Genomic DNA, 17,799 nt, shown 5'->3' on the forward strand with positions numbered 1-17,799 from the left:
TTCGGCACCGCAGCATCACATGTGGTTCAACACCGAGACAAAGGAGCAGCCCATGGCTACCGTGAAAGTCGATATCAACAACTTCCAGTCGGAAGTTCTGGAATCCGCAGAACCCGTCGTCGTCGATTTCTGGGCTGAATGGTGCGGCCCGTGCAAGATGATTGCGCCGAGCCTCGAAGAAATCGCCGTTGAGATGGAAGGCAAGGTCAAGGTGGCCAAGCTGAATATCGATGAGAACCCGGAACTCGCCGCACAGTTTGGTGTGCGCTCTATTCCGACCCTGGCGATTTTCAAGGGCGGCGAAGTCGCCGATATCTCCGTGGGCGCCAAGCCGAAGACCGCGCTTTCGAACTGGATTTCGAGCGCCGCCTGACTGATATCGCTTAAATTAAATCGCATTGGCGAAAAAGCCCGGCATCGACCGGGCTTTTTCAATTTGCCTTCATTTCGGCGGCGTGCCGTTGTCGGAAAGCACATCGCCGACGAGATAGAGAGAGCCGCCGATGAGGATGCGCGGGGGTAAACCCTCCGGATCGACGACGGCTTTTATGGCTTCCAGCGCATCGCCGACCGTCGACATCGGTTCGGCAACCAAGCCGGCATCATAAGCGGCATTCGACAATATCACCGGGTCGATTATCGCGTCGCTGCCACGGATCGGCACACAGAAAACCTTCTCGACCAAGCCGGCGAAGGCCTTGAAATAGCCGATTGGATCCTTGGTATTAATCATGCCGGTAATGAGGAAAAGCGGCCGAGACTGGCGTTCCTCGAAATTGGCCATGGCTTCGGCGATCACTTCGCCTGCCCCGGGATTATGCCCGCCGTCGATCCAGATCTCGGCGCCGGCGGGTGCATGCGGCAGCAACCGGCCTTCGTTCAGACGCTGCAGCCGGCCCGGCCATTCCACAGAACTCATCGCCTTTTCCATCATCGCCTCGGTGACGGTGAAACCCGCCGCCTTGACGGCGCGAATGGCGGCGGCGGCATTGGCATATTGGTGGCGGCCGGGAAGCCGCGGCAGCGGCAGGTCGGCAAGACCGAATTCATCCTGATAGACGAGCCGGCCATATTCCTCATGCGCCATGAAATCCTGGCCGAAGACGGCGCTGGGACAATGCAGCCGTTCGGCCGTCGCCATCAGCACGTGGAGCGCCGCGTCATATTCCTGATGACCGATGACAACCGGAAATCCCGGCTTCATGATGCCGGCCTTTTCGGCGGCGATCAGCTCGACCCTGTCCCCGAGATAGGGCTGGTGATCGAGTGAGATCGGCATGATCACCGAGACGGCCGGATCGGAAATGACATTGGTGGCGTCGAAGCGGCCGCCGAGACCGACTTCGATGATCGCGGCATCGGCCGGCTGTTCGGAAAACAGGATGAAGGTGACCGCCGTCAGGATTTCGAAGACGGTGATGTGCTGTCCGGCATTGGCATCGGCCACACGACGCAGGGCCTTGGCAAAGACGGCGTCATCGACAAGCTGCCCGCGCCCGCCCTTGACGCCGATGCGGTAACGCTCGTGCCAATTGACGAGATGCGGCGAGGTGTGAACATGAGCGCTGTAGCCGCCTGCTTCGAGCAGAGCGCGGCAGAAGGCGGTGACCGACCCCTTGCCGTTGGTGCCGGCGACATGGATCACCGGCGGCAGATTCCGGTGCGGATTGCCGAGCACATCGAGAAGACGGGTGATGCGATCGAGAGACAGATCAAAACCCTTGGGATGTAACCCCATGAGCTTGTCGATCTCCTGTGCTGCCTCGCTCACCGCGGTTTGGCCTCTGGGTATCAATTCGGCACCCCGCTTGCTTGTCGGTTTTCAGGCGCTCGCCGCCAGAGCGATCGCACCGCTATTCATGTCGTTCGCCGCCGAAACCGGCTTCTTCGTCAGGATCTTCAGGACGCGCGCCAGCGTTTCCGGGATATCGTGACGTTTGACGACCATATCGACCATACCATGCTCCAGCAGGTATTCGGAGGTCTGGAAGCCTTCGGGCAGTTTTTCGCGCAGCGTCTGCTCGATGACGCGCTTGCCGGCAAAGCCGATTTCGGCGCCGGGCTCGGCCAGATGAATATCGCCCAGCATGGCATAGGAGGCCGTGACGCCGCCGGTGGTCGGGTTGGTCAGCACGACGATATAGGGTTGGCCGGATTCCTTGAGCAGGTCGAGGGCAACGGTCGTGCGCGGCAGCTGCATCAGCGACAGGATGCCTTCCTGCATGCGCGCGCCGCCGGAAGCGGGGAACATCACCAGCGGGCACTTTTCAGACGTCGCACGTTCGAAAGCCTTAACGATCGCCTCGCCGGCAGCCATGCCGAGCGAACCGCCGATGAAGTTGAATTCGTGCACCACCGCCACGAGTTTCAATCCCTGCACCTTTCCGACGCCGGCGAGGATGGTATCCTCCTGCTCAGTCTTCAGGCGGCTGTCGCGCAGGCGATCGCTATATTTCTTAGAATCGCGGAACTTCAGAGGGTCCTGGGCGACCTTCGGCTGCGGCAGCGATTCGAACTCGCCGTTGTCGAACAGATCGATCAGGCGGGCCTTGGCCGGCATCTTCATGTGATAGCCGGAGGCTGGAATGACCCATTTGTTGCCTTCCAGATCCTTGTGGAAGACCATCTCGCCGGTTTCCGGGCACTTGATCCAGAGGTTCTCCGGCACTTCGCGACGGCCCAGCATGGAATTGATCCGCGGGCGAACGTAGTTGGTGATCCAGTTCAACTCGAATACTCCTGATTTACGAAAGCGCGTCGCGATCTTTCAGATCGTTTGCCACACTTTGAGGTCTTCGGTTTCCCGCATGTCGTTGCCGCAAGACCGCTGCACATTTTGCGCGACATTGCTTTGCTCCAATGTGGGCAAACTATTCGGCAGCAACAAGGCGCGCCGAACGTGTTCCCGTGGAAAGTCCGCGGACCAGTGTGGCAACGGCCTGAACGGTATCGGCCGTTGCCTTGCCGTCGCCCGTCAGACTGGTCGCGACCTGATTGACGATGGCGGTGCCGACCACGACGCCGTCGGCCGAACCGCCGATGACCTTTGCATGTTCCGCCGTCTTGACGCCGAAGCCGACGCAGACGGGTAGCTTGGTGTGCTGCTTGATGCGTTCGACCGCGCCCGACACCAGCGACGGATCCGGCAGCGCCGAACCGGTGATGCCGTTCATCGAGACGTAATAGACGAAGCCGGAGGTGTTCTTCAAAACCTTCGGCAGGCGCTTCTCATCCGTCGTCGGCGTCGCCAGGCGGATGAAATTGATGCCTTTGCGGATCGCCGGAATGCAGAGTTCGTCATCCATCTCAGGCGGCAGATCGACAACGATCAGACCGTCGATGCCGGCAGCAATCGCGTCGTCGAGGAATTTTTCGACGCCATAAATATAGATCGGGTTGTAGTAGCCCATCATCACGATCGGCGTCGCATCATCGGTTTTGCGGAAATCGGCCGCCAGCTGCAACGTCTTCTTCAGCGTCTGGCCGCCTTTCAGCGCACGCTGACCGGCGAGCTGGATTGCCGGGCCATCGGCCATCGGATCGGAAAAGGGCATGCCGAGCTCGATGATGTCGGAGCCCGCCTCCGGCAGCGCCTTCATGATGCCGAGCGAGGTATCGTAATCAGGATCGCCGCCCATGAAATAGGTCACAAGCGCCGGACGGCCCTCGGCCTTCAGCTCGGCAAAGCGTTTGTCCATGCGTGCGGTCATGTCTTACAGTCCCATTCCCAGAATCTTGCCGACGGTGAAGATATCTTTGTCGCCTCGACCGGAGAGGTTCATCAGGATGATCTCGTCCTTGCCCATCTTCGGTGCGCGCTTGATCACCTCGGCAATCGCATGCGACGGCTCGAGCGCCGGGATGATGCCTTCGAGGCGGGTCAGGGTCTGGAAGGCCTCGAGCGCTTCGTGATCCATGATCGGCACATAGTCGACGCGGCCGGTATCGTTCAGCCAGGAATGTTCGGGGCCGATGCCGGGATAATCGAGACCGGCTGAAATCGAATGGCCTTCCTTGATCTGGCCGTCGCCATCCTGCAGCAGATAGGTGCGGTTGCCATGCAGCACGCCCGGCGAACCGGCGGTGATCGACGCGCAATGGTCATCGCCCTGCAGGCCCTTGCCGCCCGCTTCGACGCCGACCATCTTGACGGTGGGATCATCGAGGAAAGGATGGAAAATGCCGATCGCGTTCGAACCGCCGCCGACGGCAGCGACGACGAGATCCGGCAGGCGGCCTTCGGCTGCCAGCATCTGCTCTTTCGCTTCGGTGCCAATCACCGACTGGAAATCGCGGACCATCTCCGGATAGGGATGCGGACCGGCCGCCGTTCCGATCAGGTAATAGGTATCCTCGACATTGGTGACCCAGTCGCGAAGCGCCTCGTTCATGGCGTCCTTCAGTGTGCCGCTGCCTGCCGTGACCGGTTTGACCTCGGCGCCGAGCAGTTTCATGCGGAAAACGTTCGGTGCCTGACGCTCGACGTCGGTGGCGCCCATATAGACGACGCAAGGAAGGCCAAAGCGGGCGGCAACGGTGGCGGAGGCAACGCCGTGCTGGCCGGCGCCGGTTTCGGCGATAATGCGGGTCTTGCCCATGCGCTTGGCGAGCAGGATCTGGCCGATGCAGTTGTTGATCTTGTGCGAACCGGTGTGGTTCAGCTCCTCACGTTTGAAATAGATCTTCGCGCCGCCGAGTTCGGCCGTTAGCCGCTCGGCGAAATAGAGCGGGCTCGGGCGACCGATATAATGGGCGCCGAGATGCTTCAATTCGGCCTGGAATGCCGGATCGTTCTTCGCCCTGTCCCACTCATCCTGCAGATCGAGGATCAGCGGCATCAACGTTTCGGCAACGAAACGACCGCCATAAATGCCGAAACGGCCATCTTCATCGGGGCCAGAGCGGAAGGAATTCGGTTTAGGCGTCTCGTTCACTCTCAACTCCCTGAGGCCATGACAGGCGCATCCGCCTCTTCGACCGCATCGAAAAATTCATCGATCATTGCGACGCTCTTCACGCCAGGTGCGGTTTCGACACCCGAGGAGACGTCGATACCACGTGCCTTGGTGTTCGCCAGCGCATCCGCGACATTGTTCTTGTTCAGCCCGCCGGACAGCATGTAGTCGATGCTGCCGTCGAGCCAGCTAAGAAGGCTCCAGTCGAAGGAAACGCCATTACCACCCGGCAATTCGGAACCCTTCGGCGCTTTTGCATCGAAGAGGAAACGATCGGCGATGCCGATATAGGCCTCGACGCGCTTCAGATCATCGGCCGTGCGCACCGAAAATACCTTCATGACAGGCAGACCATAGAGCGCCTTTATGGTCAGCACATGTTCGGGGCTCTCGTTGCCATGCAGCTGCAGAATATCCGGCTTCAACAGCGAGACAATCTCGTCCAGATCGTCATTGGTGGGATCGACGACGACGGCGACGATCTTCGCCTTGCCGCGCGCGGGTTCGGCAAGCTTTGCCGCCAGGTCCGGCTCGATATAACGTGGGCTCTTTTCGAAGAAAATAAAACCGATATGGGTCGCGCCGCGCTTCAGTGCGCGATCAACAGCATCAGGCGTCGTCAAGCCGCAAATTTTGATATCCGGTTTCATGGCAGCGAAGTGACACGAAATGCGTCAGGAGTCGAGCCAATTTGCATGGAAAGCTGCATTTAGAGCGGCTTTCGGCTAAAGCGCGTCGCGTTCTTTCAGATTCGCTCCTCGCGCTTTAGCCCTTTATTTTACGCATGTCGTTAGCGCCAAACCGCTGCACACTTTTGCGCGACATGCTCTAGTCGAAATCGATGGCATGCAACTGGCTGCCGTGCCGTTTCAGCCAGGATTTTGCCTCCTCCATGCCCGGGCAAAGCTTACGGCAGAGCGCCCAGAAGTGCGGGCCATGATTCATTTCCTTGAGGTGGGCGACCTCATGGGCGGCGAGATAATCGATCACCGAAGGCGGCGCCATGACGACGCGCCAGGAAAAGCTCAGATTTCCCTCCGACGAGCACGAGCCCCAGCGGCTGCGGGTATCCTTCATCGAGATTGAGCGGATCGGCGCCCGGATCGTTCCGGCATGCATCGTCGCCAGTCTTACGAGGTCGGCGCGCGCCTCTTTCTTGAGAAAGGCCGCGATGCGCCGTCCAACATGTTCCGCCATTCCGCTGACGCGCAACACCGGTCTGCCATCTATCAAAACCGCTTCCGTCAGGCCGCGCAAGCTGCCGGTATGCTGGATGCGATGGGACACGCCGCGAAAGAGAATTTCGCCGCCGTCGCGCAGGCCGGCATCGGTCGAAAACTTGGCAAGTTTGGTGAGCAGCCACCCCTGGTGCCGATCGAGAAATGCATTGACCTCGCGCGCCGCAAGGCCTTTCGGCACCGTCATCTTCAAGGCCCGGCCGCCCGGCTCTATGCGCAAGGTGATGCGCGTCGCACGGTCGTGCTGCTTGATGGTCAGCGGCATGAGCCGGCCGGCCACATCAAGCGTCCGCGTTTCGGGCGGAGCCGGTTTCCGGACTTTCGGCCTTGTCTTCAGAAGCGAGAACATGGTTGTTTTCTATCCGATTCGCCGGGGGAGCGGACATAGAAAAACCGGCATCGCAAGATGCCGGTCATCAATTCAGCGTTCAGGCCTTCATGGCGTCTGGTATTCGGCAACCGGGCCGTTGTCGTCACGCTTGGCGTTCCTGCGGTCACGCATGAAGCGATCGAACTCTTCCTGGTCCTTGGCGCGGCGAAGTTCGCGCATGTAGGCGTCGAATTCCTCGCGCATTTCGTCGAGCTTGCGGCGCTCTTCTTCGATCCGGTCGATCTCGGCCTTGCGCCAGTCGTCGAAGGCGACATTGCCGGTCGAGAAGTGCGGGCGGTGACGGCCGTTCGGACGGCGGCAGGAGGCAAAAAAGCCATCGGTCGCTTGGTTGACGTCACGCTTGAAGCCGCGCAGACGGTCGCCGAAGATGATGTAGGCAAGCATGGCAAGACCCAGAGGCCAGAAAACCATGAAGCCGAGAATCATCAGGGCAATGGTAGCCGGAGTCCAATCCGGTCGAAGCAATGCTGACTGGTTCATCGTGCGGGTATCCCTCGCTTTCCGCGCCCGGCAGGATGCCGAGTGCTGAAATCGATGTGGTTACCGCAACAATGGCCTTCAAGACGATTGCCCGCGAAATCGGACAAAGCCTTGAATCCATTTTACTAATTCAGCTGTCGCTGATTCAGGCGATGCGGCCGCCCTTGATCACCCGCGGGACCCGAGGCTTGACGACGGAACGGGAATGCTCTCGGACAAAATTGATGATGCGCGGCGCGATCTCGCGGCGGAACCGCGAGCCGTTGAAAACACCATAGTGGCCGACATCCGGCTGCAGATAATGCATGCGCATCTCTTCAGGAATGTTCACGCAGATCGTCTGCGCCGCCTTTGTCTGGCCGACCCCTGAGATATCGTCGTTCTCACCTTCGACGGTCAAAAGCGCAACGTTGCGAATTGCCGCCGGATCGACGCGTTTGCCGCGATGCATCAGTTCGCCCTTCGGCAGGGAATGCTTGATGAAGACCTGCTCGACCGTCTGCAGGTAGAATTCGGCGGTCAGATCCATGACGGCGAGATATTCGTCGTAGAATTCCCTATGTCTTTCCGGTTCGCCGTCGTTCTTCACGAGATGCATGAAGAATTCCTTGTGGGCGACGAGATGACGGTCGAGGTTCATCGACATAAAGCCCGAAAGCTGCAGAAATCCTGGATAGACCGGGCGCATGAAGCCTGGCTGCGGCCAGGGCACGTTCATGATGACATTGTCGGAGAACCACTGCAGCGACCGCTCCTGGGCGAGCTTGTTGACCGCCGTCGGGTTGATGCGCGTGTCGATCGGGCCGCCCATCAGCGTCATCGACGCTGGTGAAAGCGGATCGTTGGCTTCCTCCATCACCGCAGCGGCGGCCAGCACCGGAACTGAAGGCTGACAGACGGCGATGACATGCGTGTCGTCACCGAGGAAATGCAGCATCTCGATGACATAGTCGACATAATCGTCGAAATCGAACGTGCCTTCGGTCATCGGCACCATGCGAGCGTCGATCCAGTCGGTGATGTAGACATCGGCGCTCGGCAGCAGTGCCTCCACCGTGCCGCGCAGCAGCGTGGCATAGTGGCCGGACATCGGCGCGACGATCAGGATGCGCGGATCATTGCCGCGAGCACGCGGATCGTTGCGGGCGAAATGCAGGAGATTGCAGAAGGGCCGCGACCAGACGATCTCTTCGCGGACGGAAACCGTTCGTTCACCAATCGTCGTCTGCTTCAGTCCGAATTCCGGTTTGCCATAGCGGCGCGTCGTGCGTTCGAACATTTCGAGACTTGCCGCCATCGTGCGGCCAAACGGCGTGTGGGAAAACGGATTCAACGGATTGGCATAGGCAAACCGCATGATATCGGCCGCGGCGCGAAACGGCGCCATGGCGGCATGGTTCAATTCATAAAGCTGATAAAACATTGGAAGGCGCCACCTTTCTCTATCGAAAAGATGACGCCGATTGAGGGGCATCGGATCTTTCCGTTACGCGGGCACGTAACGCAGACTAACAGTTTTTTGTTGCACAGCAACATGGACGAACCAGACCCGCACAAGAAATGCCGGAGAATTGATCCCCGGCATGATAATCGACCTGAAAACTTAAGTTTCTCAACACGAAGCGTCGTTAACGATCCGCTATAAAGGTCTGCTTCTGCGTGCCGAGACCTTCGATGCCGAGTTCGACCACGTCGCCCGCCTTGAGATAACGCGGCGGCTTGAGGCCCATGCCGACGCCGGGAGGCGTGCCGGTCGAGATCACGTCACCGGGATGCAACGACATGAACTGGCTGAGGTAGGAGACGAGGAAAGCAACGCCGTACACCATCGTCTTCGATGAGCCGTTCTGCATCTTCTGGCCGTTGACCGTCAGCCACATGCCGAGGTTCTGCGGCTGCGGAATTTCGTCCTTGGTGACGAGCCATGGGCCGATTGGGCCAAACGTGTCGCAGGATTTGCCCTTCGTCCATTGTCCGGATCGCTCGGTCTGGAAAGCGCGCTCGGACACGTCATTGGAGACGCAATAACCGGCGACGTAATCCAGCGCTTCGGCTTCCGTTACATATTTGGCAGTCTTGCCGATGACGACGCCCAGCTCGACTTCCCAATCGGTCTTTTCCGAACCGCGGGGAATGATGACATCCTCGTTCGGTCCGACGATTGCCGAGGTTGCTTTCATGAAGATGATCGGCTCGGGCGGAACGGTGGCGCCGGTTTCGGCAGCATGATCCGAATAATTCAAGCCGATGCAGATGAATTTGCCGGTGCCGGCGACGCAGGCGCCGATGCGGCCGGGGGCAAGTTCCGGAAGGCTCTTCGGATCGATCGCCGCTATCCTTGCCAGGCCTGCCGGCGTGATCACCTCGCCGCCGATATCGGCGACGTGACCGGACAGATCGCGGATCTTGCCATCGGCATCGAGAAGCGCGGGTTTTTCATTGCCAGCTTCGCCAACACGCATCAGCTTCATGGGAATTCCTCCTCATCGAAAAACGAATTGCAGCCACCTATGAACGAATTATTCACCGGTGTCATTACGGCTTTGCCGCGAAGCGGTACGGCTTTCCTTGAATTCGGATCGATTTCGGCCCAAACCGCATGAATCGCGGCCTTATGCTTTGAAAATTTCTGCAAGGTCGGGACCGACGGGAACGATCTTTGTCGGGTTAAGATTTTCGATCGAGTAGTAGCCGCGCTTGATGTGGTCGAGGTTGACTGTTTCCGCGATGCCCGGCCAATCCAGCATGCGGCGGCAAAAAACGCGCAGGTTGGCATAGTCGGAAAGCCGGCGCAGATTGCATTTGAAGATACCGTGATAAGCGACGTCGAAGCGCACAAGGGTGACGAAGAGCCGGATATCGCTTTCGGTCGGATGCCCGGCGAAAAGAAAAGACCGATCCTGGAACTGCGGCTCGACCCAGTCGAGGCAGGCAAAGACCTCGGCGAAGGCTTCTTCATAGGCAGGCTGCGTGGTGGCGAAACCAGCGCGATAGACGCCGTTGTTCAGGGCCGGATAGATGCGGTCGTTGAAAGCATCGATCGCGCTGCGTCTTTCGGCTGGATACAGATCGATCGGATTTTTCGCTAGGTCGCCGAAGCCGCTGTTCAGCATCCGCAGGATATCGGCGGATTCATTGTTGACGATGGTCTTTCTCTGCTTGTCCCAGAGAACCGGCACGGTGGCCCGCCCGGTGAAATCCGGCGCCGTCCGCGTATAGATTTCGTGCATATAGGTCGCGCCGTTGACATGATCCTCCGTCGCACCGGGATAATCGCCGAAGCGCCAGCCCTGTTTTGTCAGCATCGGCTCGACGACGGAAACGGAAATGGCGTCTTCCAGCCCCTTGAGCGTACGGCCGATCAGGGTGCGCGAGGCCCAGGGACAGATATAGGCGACATAGAGATGGTAACGGCCGGCACCTGCTTTGAAGCCGCTCTTGCCCGTCGGCCCGGCGGCGCCATCCGGCGTCACCCAGTTGCGGAAACTCGAGGTCTGCCTGACGAAACCGCCCTTCTCGTCCTTTGCCTGAACGGGCTGCCAGTCCTCCGTCCATTTTCCCTTTACCAGCATGCGCAACTCTCCGATCGATTGACTGAAGGGTTCCTTATCCTGCTTCGCCGACGGCGTGAGGCCGCTTTTATGAAGACAGTCTGTACACCCCGACTGCGACGACGATGCGCTTGCCAAGCCTGTGATGCAGGAAATATGACTGGCTGCAGTCCAAGATGAGATGGAGTTCGACATGCACCTCTCCCAGGCCGTCGTGCGCACCGAACATGCAAGCCGCTATCTGCAGCAGCTCTGCAAACACTGGAGCCATAAATTCAGCGTCGATTTCGACCCGCACAGGGGCCGGGTGCCGTTCAGCGAGACGGCCGAGGTAACGTTCACCGCCGACGATGCGGCGCTGACCATAATACTTTCCGTCGCCGATCCCGCACAGCAGGCAAGGATGCAGGGCGTCATCGACGATCATCTGAAGCGCTTCGCCTTCCGAGAGGAACTCGACATCGTCTGGACGGACTGATCCAAGCCCCGATCCGAATTCTGCCTGCAACTCCCGGAACCAGCATGACAAAAAGCAACAGCCGCGAATCCCAATATCCAATCGATCCGATGTTTCTCGACCGCTGGTCGCCCCGCGCCTTCACCGGCGAAATCATCGAGGAGGCGCAGCTGCTGAACCTGCTCGACGCCGCCCATTGGGCGCCCTCCTCGTCCAATCACCAACCCTGGCGCTTCATCTATGCGCTTAAGGGTTCTGAGCATTGGGAGAAATTCGTGGCATTGCTCGTCGATGCCAATCAGGAATGGGCGAAGAATGCGTCGGTGCTGATCTTCGTCGTGTCGCGCAGCTTCACCGGCGCGGCCGGCTCTGCTGAGGAAAAGCCGAGCTATACCCATTCCTTCGACGCCGGTACTGCCTGGGGATATTTGGCGCTTCAGGCCCGTCTCTCCGGATTCTATGCCCATGGCATGGGCGGCATCAAACACGAGGAAATCAGCAAGACGTTTGGCATTCCCGAGGGCTACCGGGTCGAGGCCGGCGTTGCCGTCGGCCGCCTGGCCGACAAGAGCGTTCTTTCTGAGCGCAATCAAGCGCGCGAATTCCCCAGCCAGCGTAAACCGCTGTCCGAAGTTGCCTTCAACGGCCATTTCATCGCAAGCTGAGCTAAGCACCAACAAGCAAAAACCCCGCCATCTCGGGACGGCGGGGTTTTTGCTTGTAAAAAATAACAATCAGATATCGAGGTTTGCGACGCTTAGCGCGTTTTCCTGGATGAATTCGCGCCGCGGCTCGACTTCGTCACCCATCAAACGGGCGAAGAGGCCGTCGGCATCAGTTGCGTCGGGGACCTTGACCTGCAGAAGGGAACGGACGTTCGGGTCGAGCGTCGTTTCCCAGAGCTGTTCGGCATTCATCTCGCCCAGACCCTTGTATCGCTGCATGGTGAGGCCCTTGCGGCCGGTGGCGAAGATTGCGTCGAGCAGGGCCCGCGGGCCCGAGATCTCAATGTCGCCTTCGCGGCGGTGCAGCGACGGCGGCGTCTGATAGATTTCCTTGAGACGTGACGTCAACTGGTCGATGTGTCGGGCATCCGAGGAACCGATCAGCGCCATATCGAGCACGACGATTTCCCTGACGCCGCGGACCATGCGTTCGAGCCGCAGACCGCCATCGCTGGCCAGATCGCCATGCCAGCCGCGTTCGGTTTCCTCGGCGATAATGTCGAGACGGCTTGCGACCTCGCTCGTCAATGCCTGTGCTCTTGCGCGGTCGCTGACGAGTTCCGCATTGAGGGCACCGGCGATTGCCGCCTGTTCGACGACGGCGCGATTGTAACGCGAGTGGAGATTGTCGAGCAAAGCGCGCATGCGTAACGCGTCGAGGATGACCTCGCGCAGGTCCTGGCCGGTGCGGACCTCACCGCTGCCAAGTTTCAGCGCGGCGTCTTCCAGGCCCTGGCTGATGAGATATTCCTCCAGCGCCTTTTCGTCCTTCAGATACTGCACCGACTTGCCGCGCGAGACCTTATAGAGCGGCGGCTGGGCAATATAGAGATGGCCGCGCTCGATCAGTTCCGGCATCTGGCGGAAAAAGAAGGTCAGCAGCAGGGTGCGGATGTGGGCGCCGTCGACGTCAGCATCCGTCATGATGATGATCTTGTGATAGCGCAGCTTTTCGACGTTGAATTCGTCCTTGCCGATGCCGGTGCCGAGCGCGGTGATCAGCGTGCCGATTTCCTGGCTCGACAGCATCTTGTCGAAACGCGCACGCTCGACATTCAGGATCTTGCCGCGAAGCGGCAGGATCGCCTGGTTTTCACGCGAGCGGCCCTGCTTGGCTGAGCCGCCAGCGGAATCGCCCTCGACGAGGAAGACTTCGGATTTTGTCGGATCACGCTCTGAGCAGTCGGCGAGCTTGCCGGGCAGCGAAGCGATGTCGAGGGCGCCCTTTCGGCGGGTCAATTCGCGGGCCTTGCGGGCCGCTTCGCGTGCGGCGGCCGCCTCGACGACCTTGCCGACGAGAATCTTGGCTTCGCTCGGATGCTCCTCGAACCAGGTGTTCAGCGCTTCGTTGACGAGACTTTCGACAACAGGGCGGACTTCCGAGGAAACCAGCTTATCCTTGGTCTGCGACGAGAATTTCGGATCAGGCACCTTGACCGACAGGACCGCCGTCAGCCCTTCGCGGCAATCCTCGCCCTGCAGCGTCACCTTTTCCCTTTTGGTGATGCCGGAACTGTCGGCATAGGATACGACTTGGCGCGTCAACGCCGCGCGGAAACCGGCCATATGCGTGCCGCCGTCGCGCTGCGGAATGTTGTTGGTGAAGCAGAGCACGTTCTCGTGATAGCTGTCGTTCCACCACATCGCCACTTCAACGGTGATGCCGTCCTTTTCGCCATGGATGGCAACCGGTTTATCGACCAGCGACTTCTTGGCGCGGTCGAGATAGGCAACAAAAGCCTCGAGGCCGCCGTCATAACGCAGTTCTTCCTGCTTGATATCGGAATGGCGCTTGTCGGTCAGCAGGATACGCACGCCTGAGTTCAGGAAGGCGAGCTCGCGAAGACGATGTTCCAGCGTGCCGTAGTCGAACTCCGTCATCGTGAAGGTGCCGGTGCTCGGCATGAAGCTCACTTCCGTGCCGGTCTCATTGGGGGCTTCGCCCGTGACCTTCAGCGGAGCATCGGCCACGCCGTGGGTGAAGCTCATTTCATGGATCTTGTCGTGGCGGCGGATCTTCAGCTTCAGCCAGACGGACAGCGCGTTGACGACCGAGACGCCGACGCCGTGCAGGCCGCCGGAGACCTTGTAGGAATTCTGGTCGAACTTGCCGCCGGCATGGAGCTGCGTCATGATGACTTCGGCCGCCGACACGCCTTCGCCGGTATGAATGTCCGTCGGGATGCCGCGTCCGTTATCGGTGACCGTCACTGAACCATCCGGATTGAGGGTGACGGTGACAATGTCGGCATGACCGGCAAGCGCTTCGTCGATCGCGTTGTCGACGACTTCATAGACCATGTGATGAAGGCCCGAGCCATCGTCGGTGTCGCCGATATACATGCCGGGACGTTTGCGCACGGCATCGAGGCCCTTCAGAACCTTGATGGAATCTGCGCCATATTCGGTGCTTACGCCGTTTTCCGTCGCGGATGTATCGCTCATTCTGTCGAGATTTTCCCTGTTGTCGTAAAGCTGCGGCGCGCCTTGCGAATCACCGGCTTTCTTCACTCTCGTATATAGGTTTTTTGAACCAACTTCCCAATGGCAGGCCCCCGAAACATGGCATAAAGCAGGGGATTATGACGCTTTTCCGTCGCCTTTGCCGTCATTTTCGAGAAGAGCCGATAACCGGCCTATCTTTGCACTGTCAAGGTTGCGAATCCGCCGCGCCAGCCGGTTGGCAAATTCGGTATATTCCGGAGGCAGGCCGGAGGTGTCGATCACGACGCGCGGGTCGGACGAGCGGGCGAGCAGAAACAGTTCCTCGGCTTCATCCCAGATGATGTTGAAATAGCCGGCGATGCGCTGCAGCAGATCGAATGTCGGCAAACCGCGCTTTCCATGTTCGAGCGCCGAGAGATAGGCGGGAGAGACATTCAACGCTTCCGCCATTTCCTTCTGCGAGACACCCTTGCGCGCTCTCAGCCGGCGAACCGCCTCTCCAAAGGGAGTCATGGTCTTTCCCCGTGCCGCCGCGACAGGCGAATGTAGAGCGCGCCCTCCCCGCCATGATGCTGTGCGGCCGACTCATAGGACGAGATCAGGTAGCGGAATTCCGGCTTCGAGAACCAGAGGGGAACGGCCCGCTTGAGCGCGCCGGCGCTGCCCATGGAGCTGCCTTTACCGGTGATGACCAAGACATGACGCATGCCGCGCTCGTGGGCGCGGATCAGGAAATCGAGAAGGATGACATGAGCTTCGCTCTGCACCAGCCCATGCAGGTCAATCCGCGCTTCGAGCGCCAGCCGGCCCTTGGCGATCTTGCGCTTGACCGGCTTTTCCAGCGGATGATGTACCCCGGCCGGCGGTTTCGATGTCGATGGTACGGTCGGCTGCGGCGGCATGGCCGGGGTGAGTGTCTGTTTTTGCTGTTCCCGTTCGGACGCCGCTTCGGCTTCGGCAAGAAACGCATCGAGCTCGGTCAAATCACCCGCCTTGCCGGGCATCGGTCGCGTGCTGCGGGCAACCTTGCCCCAGAGGATCCTCTCATCCGCACTGAGTTTGCGATCCTTGGCCATCAGTCGAATCTTCCGGCGGCGGCCTTGGGAATAAGGATGGTGAAATCAGCGTCGTTGCGGACGGTGCCGGCCCTTTCTCCTGCCATATCCCCCGAGCCGGTGAAGATATCGCCGCGTGCCGGCCCGACGATTGCCGAGCCGGTATCGAGCGCCAGCATCAGCCGGCGGAAGGGCCGACCCTGGTCGAGATGGGTCAGGCTTTCGGCGCGGATGAAAAAGGGAAAGCCGAACGTATGGATCATCCGGTCGACGGCGAGCGACCGCCCGGCGAGAAGCGGCACCTTGGCGGCTGCGATCGGACCTGCCTGAGGATCGGCGGTTCGCAGGCTGATGGCCCGCGAGGGCGTCTCGCGGAAGAAGATATAAGAGCGATTATGCCACAGCACCTCGTCGACCTGCTCGGGATTGCGCGCCAGCCAGGCACGGATCGTCTGCATCGAGATGTCGGCGCGATCAATCTCGCCTCGGTCGATCAGCAGCTTGCCCGCCGCCGAGAACGGATGGCCGGCCTTCGCCGCGTAAGTGATGCGGCCGATACGGCCATCGCTGTAACGCAAACGCGCCGCACCCTGCACATGCACGAAGAAGAGATCGACCTTCGACTTCGCCCAGGCGATTTCGAGACCGTGGCCTTCGAGGAAACCCTGATCGATAGCGCAGCGGTCCGGATAGGCGGTGATGCGGCCGTCATGCAGACGGCCGAAAGCATAGGACCTGTCGAGCCCGGCGGGGCGATTGGTGTCGTCGAGATCGACCAGATCGTCCGGGCGCCTGTAGAAAGGGAAACGGAAAACCTCGTCCGGCCGCTCAGACACCTCGATATCAGGTTCGTAGAACGCGGTGACGACGCCGGAATTGCCATCGCTGCGGCGGATCAGGAAGGGCCGACAGTGGGTCTCGAAAAAGGCGCGCGCCGATGATGGCGACGACGGCGTGAAATCTTCGGCGGCCACCAGCAGCGGAAGCAGGTCTTCCGAGCTCAGGCCAAGAGAACCGGTGCGGTAGGGTTTGACATCGGTGATCTGCCGACGGCAGCTTCGCATGCCTTCAAAAAGGCCGGAGGGATCATCATCCTTCCAGCCTTCCAAAGTGTCGAAGCTTATGGCCTGCAGGACGAAGTCCGATGCGTGGTCACTCATGTTCCGATTCGGTCGCCACGAGTTTCCAGTTCGGATCGCGCGAGCGGGTGTCGCGGGCGAAGGTCCAGAGGTCGTTGACCTCGGCGACGTTTTCGGCGTCGCCTTCGATCAGCACATCCGCCTTGTCGTAGGTGGCCGATATCAGCTGGCTGATGATACGAACGGTGATCTGTGCTTCGCTGCCCTTCGTCTCCGCATGGGTGATTTCGGCCTTGTCGATGCCGACGAAGGTGGACTTGACCTTCTCGCCCCGCGCTTCACGCTCGCCGATCGCAGCATCGAACCCGTCATAGACTTCGCGGGACAATAAATTCTTCAGCGTTTTCCGGTCGCCATCCGCATAGGCCATGACGATCATCTCGTAAGCCATGCGGGCGCCGTTGAGAAACTCCTTCGGGCTGAAGGCGGAATCGGCCTTGTTCAGCGCGCGCAGCGATTCGTTGAGTGGCGTTCCGGGTGCGGCGAAGGCATCGATGGCGGCGAAGCGATCCTCATCCTCCGTCGTCGTGTCGCGGCGCGGCAGCGTCACGACCTTGCCGGCATCGGCGGCTTCTGCCGGAGCCGCATCCCGCGGCGTATAGAGATCGCGCGGCGGCTTCTCATTTCCTGTGCGGCGCCCGAGCACGGCGCGGAGCTGAAAGAAAATCAGCACCGCCGCCACCAGGAAGAATAATGTGATGAAGTCGTTCGAACTCATATCGTATCGCAGCCACCGTTAACATCTCTGATTTGTACTCCCATATAGTCTGCCTATACAGATGATTCAAATGATGGCTGGCATCTTCGCCAGCGCCAAGAGGAGACCGGCAAGCCCGGGACATGACGACCATGCGTTTTTCGATCCTGCCAGCTTTCATTCTGCTGCTGCCACTCGCCGAAATTGCCGGTTTCGTCGTCGTCGGCCGGGCAATCGGATTGTGGCTGACGCTCGCGCTCGTGATGCTGGGCGTCATTCTCGGGATGGTTCTGCTGCGCCGGCAGGGCATCGGTATTTTGCGCCGCATGTCGAGCGAAGGACGAAACGGGGTGATGCCGGGGCGCGACCTGTTGCGGCCGGCGATGAACGTCGTTGCCTCGCTGCTCTTGATCATTCCCGGCTTCCTCACCGATATCATCGCGATCCTCATTCTCATCCCGCCGGTGCGCGAGTTCCTCTGGCAGGCAATCGCCAAACGCTTCGTCGTCGTCAATGCCAAGGGCGGCTTTTCTGCCGGCCCGCAACCCGATTTCCGCGACCGCAAGCCGAACTCGAAGGTGGTCGATCTCGATGACGAGGACTATCATAGGGAGCCGGACCGCAACTCGCCGTGGTCCGGCAAACATCTCGGCGATTGAGGCGCTT

General features: G+C 59.9%; 19 protein-coding genes. 4 read left to right on the forward strand and 15 right to left on the reverse strand.

All coding sequences use genetic code 11. From position 1 onward, the window contains the following. The first annotated feature begins 52 nt into the window (after nt 1-52). Nucleotides 53-373, forward strand: a complete 321-nt coding sequence (trxA, locus tag HJB84_RS04710; RefSeq protein WP_003544118.1) for a thioredoxin — start codon at nt 53-55, stop codon at nt 371-373. A 69-nt stretch (nt 374-442) separates the two neighbouring features. On the opposite strand, the gene HJB84_RS04715 is transcribed toward trxA, so the two are convergent. From HJB84_RS04715 to HJB84_RS04760, 10 genes are all read right to left on the reverse strand, one after another. Further along, on the reverse strand, nt 443-1,795 hold the full coding sequence (locus HJB84_RS04715; RefSeq protein WP_221115381.1) for a folylpolyglutamate synthase/dihydrofolate synthase family protein: 1,353 nt from the start codon (nt 1,793-1,795) through the stop codon (nt 443-445). A 27-nt stretch (nt 1,796-1,822) separates the two neighbouring features. Next, a complete protein-coding gene (gene accD, locus HJB84_RS04720) occupies nt 1,823-2,728 on the reverse strand; it encodes an acetyl-CoA carboxylase, carboxyltransferase subunit beta (RefSeq protein ID WP_164015509.1) in 906 nt (301 codons plus the stop codon). A 142-nt stretch (nt 2,729-2,870) separates the two neighbouring features. Continuing rightward, nucleotides 2,871-3,710: a tryptophan synthase subunit alpha gene (gene trpA, locus HJB84_RS04725; protein WP_207582335.1), complete on the reverse strand. Its 840-nt coding sequence runs from the start codon at nt 3,708-3,710 to the stop codon at nt 2,871-2,873. A 3-nt stretch (nt 3,711-3,713) separates the two neighbouring features. Next, a complete protein-coding gene (gene trpB, locus HJB84_RS04730; RefSeq protein ID WP_207582334.1) occupies nt 3,714-4,934 on the reverse strand; it encodes a tryptophan synthase subunit beta in 1,221 nt (406 codons plus the stop codon). Between the two features lie 2 nt (nt 4,935-4,936). Next, a complete protein-coding gene (locus HJB84_RS04735) occupies nt 4,937-5,605 on the reverse strand; it encodes a phosphoribosylanthranilate isomerase (protein ID WP_207582333.1) in 669 nt (222 codons plus the stop codon). 178 nt (nt 5,606-5,783) lie between these two features. Beyond that, the gene (locus HJB84_RS04740) at nt 5,784-6,542 is read right to left on the reverse strand and encodes a M48 family metallopeptidase (RefSeq protein WP_207582332.1); all 759 of its coding nucleotides are present in this window, start codon (nt 6,540-6,542) and stop codon (nt 5,784-5,786) included. A gap of 87 nt (nt 6,543-6,629) precedes the next feature. Continuing rightward, on the reverse strand, nt 6,630-7,064 hold the full coding sequence (locus HJB84_RS04745) for a DUF2852 domain-containing protein (protein WP_207582331.1): 435 nt from the start codon (nt 7,062-7,064) through the stop codon (nt 6,630-6,632). 145 nt (nt 7,065-7,209) lie between these two features. Next, nucleotides 7,210-8,487 carry a polyhydroxyalkanoate depolymerase gene (locus HJB84_RS04750; protein ID WP_207582330.1) on the reverse strand — a complete coding sequence of 426 codons (1,278 nt, stop codon included), beginning with the start codon at nt 8,485-8,487 and terminating at the stop codon, nt 7,210-7,212. A gap of 205 nt (nt 8,488-8,692) precedes the next feature. Then, nucleotides 8,693-9,535 (reverse strand): fumarylacetoacetate hydrolase family protein, encoded by an 843-nt coding sequence (locus tag HJB84_RS04755; RefSeq protein ID WP_207582329.1) that lies wholly within the window; start codon nt 9,533-9,535, stop codon nt 8,693-8,695. Between the two features lie 141 nt (nt 9,536-9,676). After that, complete coding sequence (locus tag HJB84_RS04760; protein WP_207584233.1) at nt 9,677-10,636, reverse strand: glutathione S-transferase family protein; 960 nt, start codon at nt 10,634-10,636, stop codon at nt 9,677-9,679. A gap of 172 nt (nt 10,637-10,808) precedes the next feature. Here HJB84_RS04760 and HJB84_RS04765 point away from each other — a divergent pair, with 172 nt between their 5' ends. After that, nucleotides 10,809-11,093: a DUF2218 domain-containing protein gene (locus tag HJB84_RS04765; protein WP_207582328.1), complete on the forward strand. Its 285-nt coding sequence runs from the start codon at nt 10,809-10,811 to the stop codon at nt 11,091-11,093. Between the two features lie 44 nt (nt 11,094-11,137). Then, entirely contained in the window at nt 11,138-11,737 is a 600-nt protein-coding gene (locus HJB84_RS04770) for a nitroreductase family protein (RefSeq protein WP_221115382.1), read from the forward strand. A 69-nt stretch (nt 11,738-11,806) separates the two neighbouring features. Here the strand turns inward: HJB84_RS04770 and gyrB are convergent, their stop codons facing one another. The 5 genes from gyrB to HJB84_RS04795 all read right to left on the reverse strand — a co-directional run bounded on the left by gyrB (nt 11,807) and on the right by HJB84_RS04795 (nt 17,154). Beyond that, nucleotides 11,807-14,242 (reverse strand): DNA topoisomerase (ATP-hydrolyzing) subunit B, encoded by a 2,436-nt coding sequence (gene gyrB / locus HJB84_RS04775; protein ID WP_207582326.1) that lies wholly within the window; start codon nt 14,240-14,242, stop codon nt 11,807-11,809. 135 nt (nt 14,243-14,377) lie between these two features. After that, complete coding sequence (locus HJB84_RS04780) at nt 14,378-14,755, reverse strand: helix-turn-helix domain-containing protein (RefSeq protein ID WP_207582325.1); 378 nt, start codon at nt 14,753-14,755, stop codon at nt 14,378-14,380. Beyond that, nucleotides 14,752-15,318, reverse strand: a complete 567-nt coding sequence (locus tag HJB84_RS04785; RefSeq protein WP_207582324.1) for a Smr/MutS family protein — start codon at nt 15,316-15,318, stop codon at nt 14,752-14,754. Before HJB84_RS04785 ends, HJB84_RS04780 begins: the two co-directional genes overlap by 4 nt. Beyond that, on the reverse strand, nt 15,318-16,457 hold the full coding sequence (locus HJB84_RS04790) for a murein transglycosylase A (protein ID WP_221115383.1): 1,140 nt from the start codon (nt 16,455-16,457) through the stop codon (nt 15,318-15,320). The genes HJB84_RS04785 and HJB84_RS04790 overlap by 1 nt, the downstream gene beginning before the upstream one ends. Beyond that, nucleotides 16,450-17,154 carry a Tim44/TimA family putative adaptor protein gene (locus HJB84_RS04795; protein WP_207582322.1) on the reverse strand — a complete coding sequence of 235 codons (705 nt, stop codon included), beginning with the start codon at nt 17,152-17,154 and terminating at the stop codon, nt 16,450-16,452. The genes HJB84_RS04790 and HJB84_RS04795 overlap by 8 nt, the downstream gene beginning before the upstream one ends. Before the next feature lie 131 nt (nt 17,155-17,285). On the opposite strand from HJB84_RS04795, the gene HJB84_RS04800 reads away from it, so the two are divergent. After that, complete coding sequence (locus tag HJB84_RS04800) at nt 17,286-17,792, forward strand: FxsA family protein (RefSeq protein WP_311043795.1); 507 nt, start codon at nt 17,286-17,288, stop codon at nt 17,790-17,792. Nucleotides 17,793-17,799 lie beyond the last annotated feature (7 nt).

The sequence above is a fragment of the Rhizobium sp. NZLR1b genome, from assembly GCF_019685155.1.
Classification (GTDB): Bacteria; Pseudomonadota; Alphaproteobacteria; order Rhizobiales; family Rhizobiaceae; genus Rhizobium.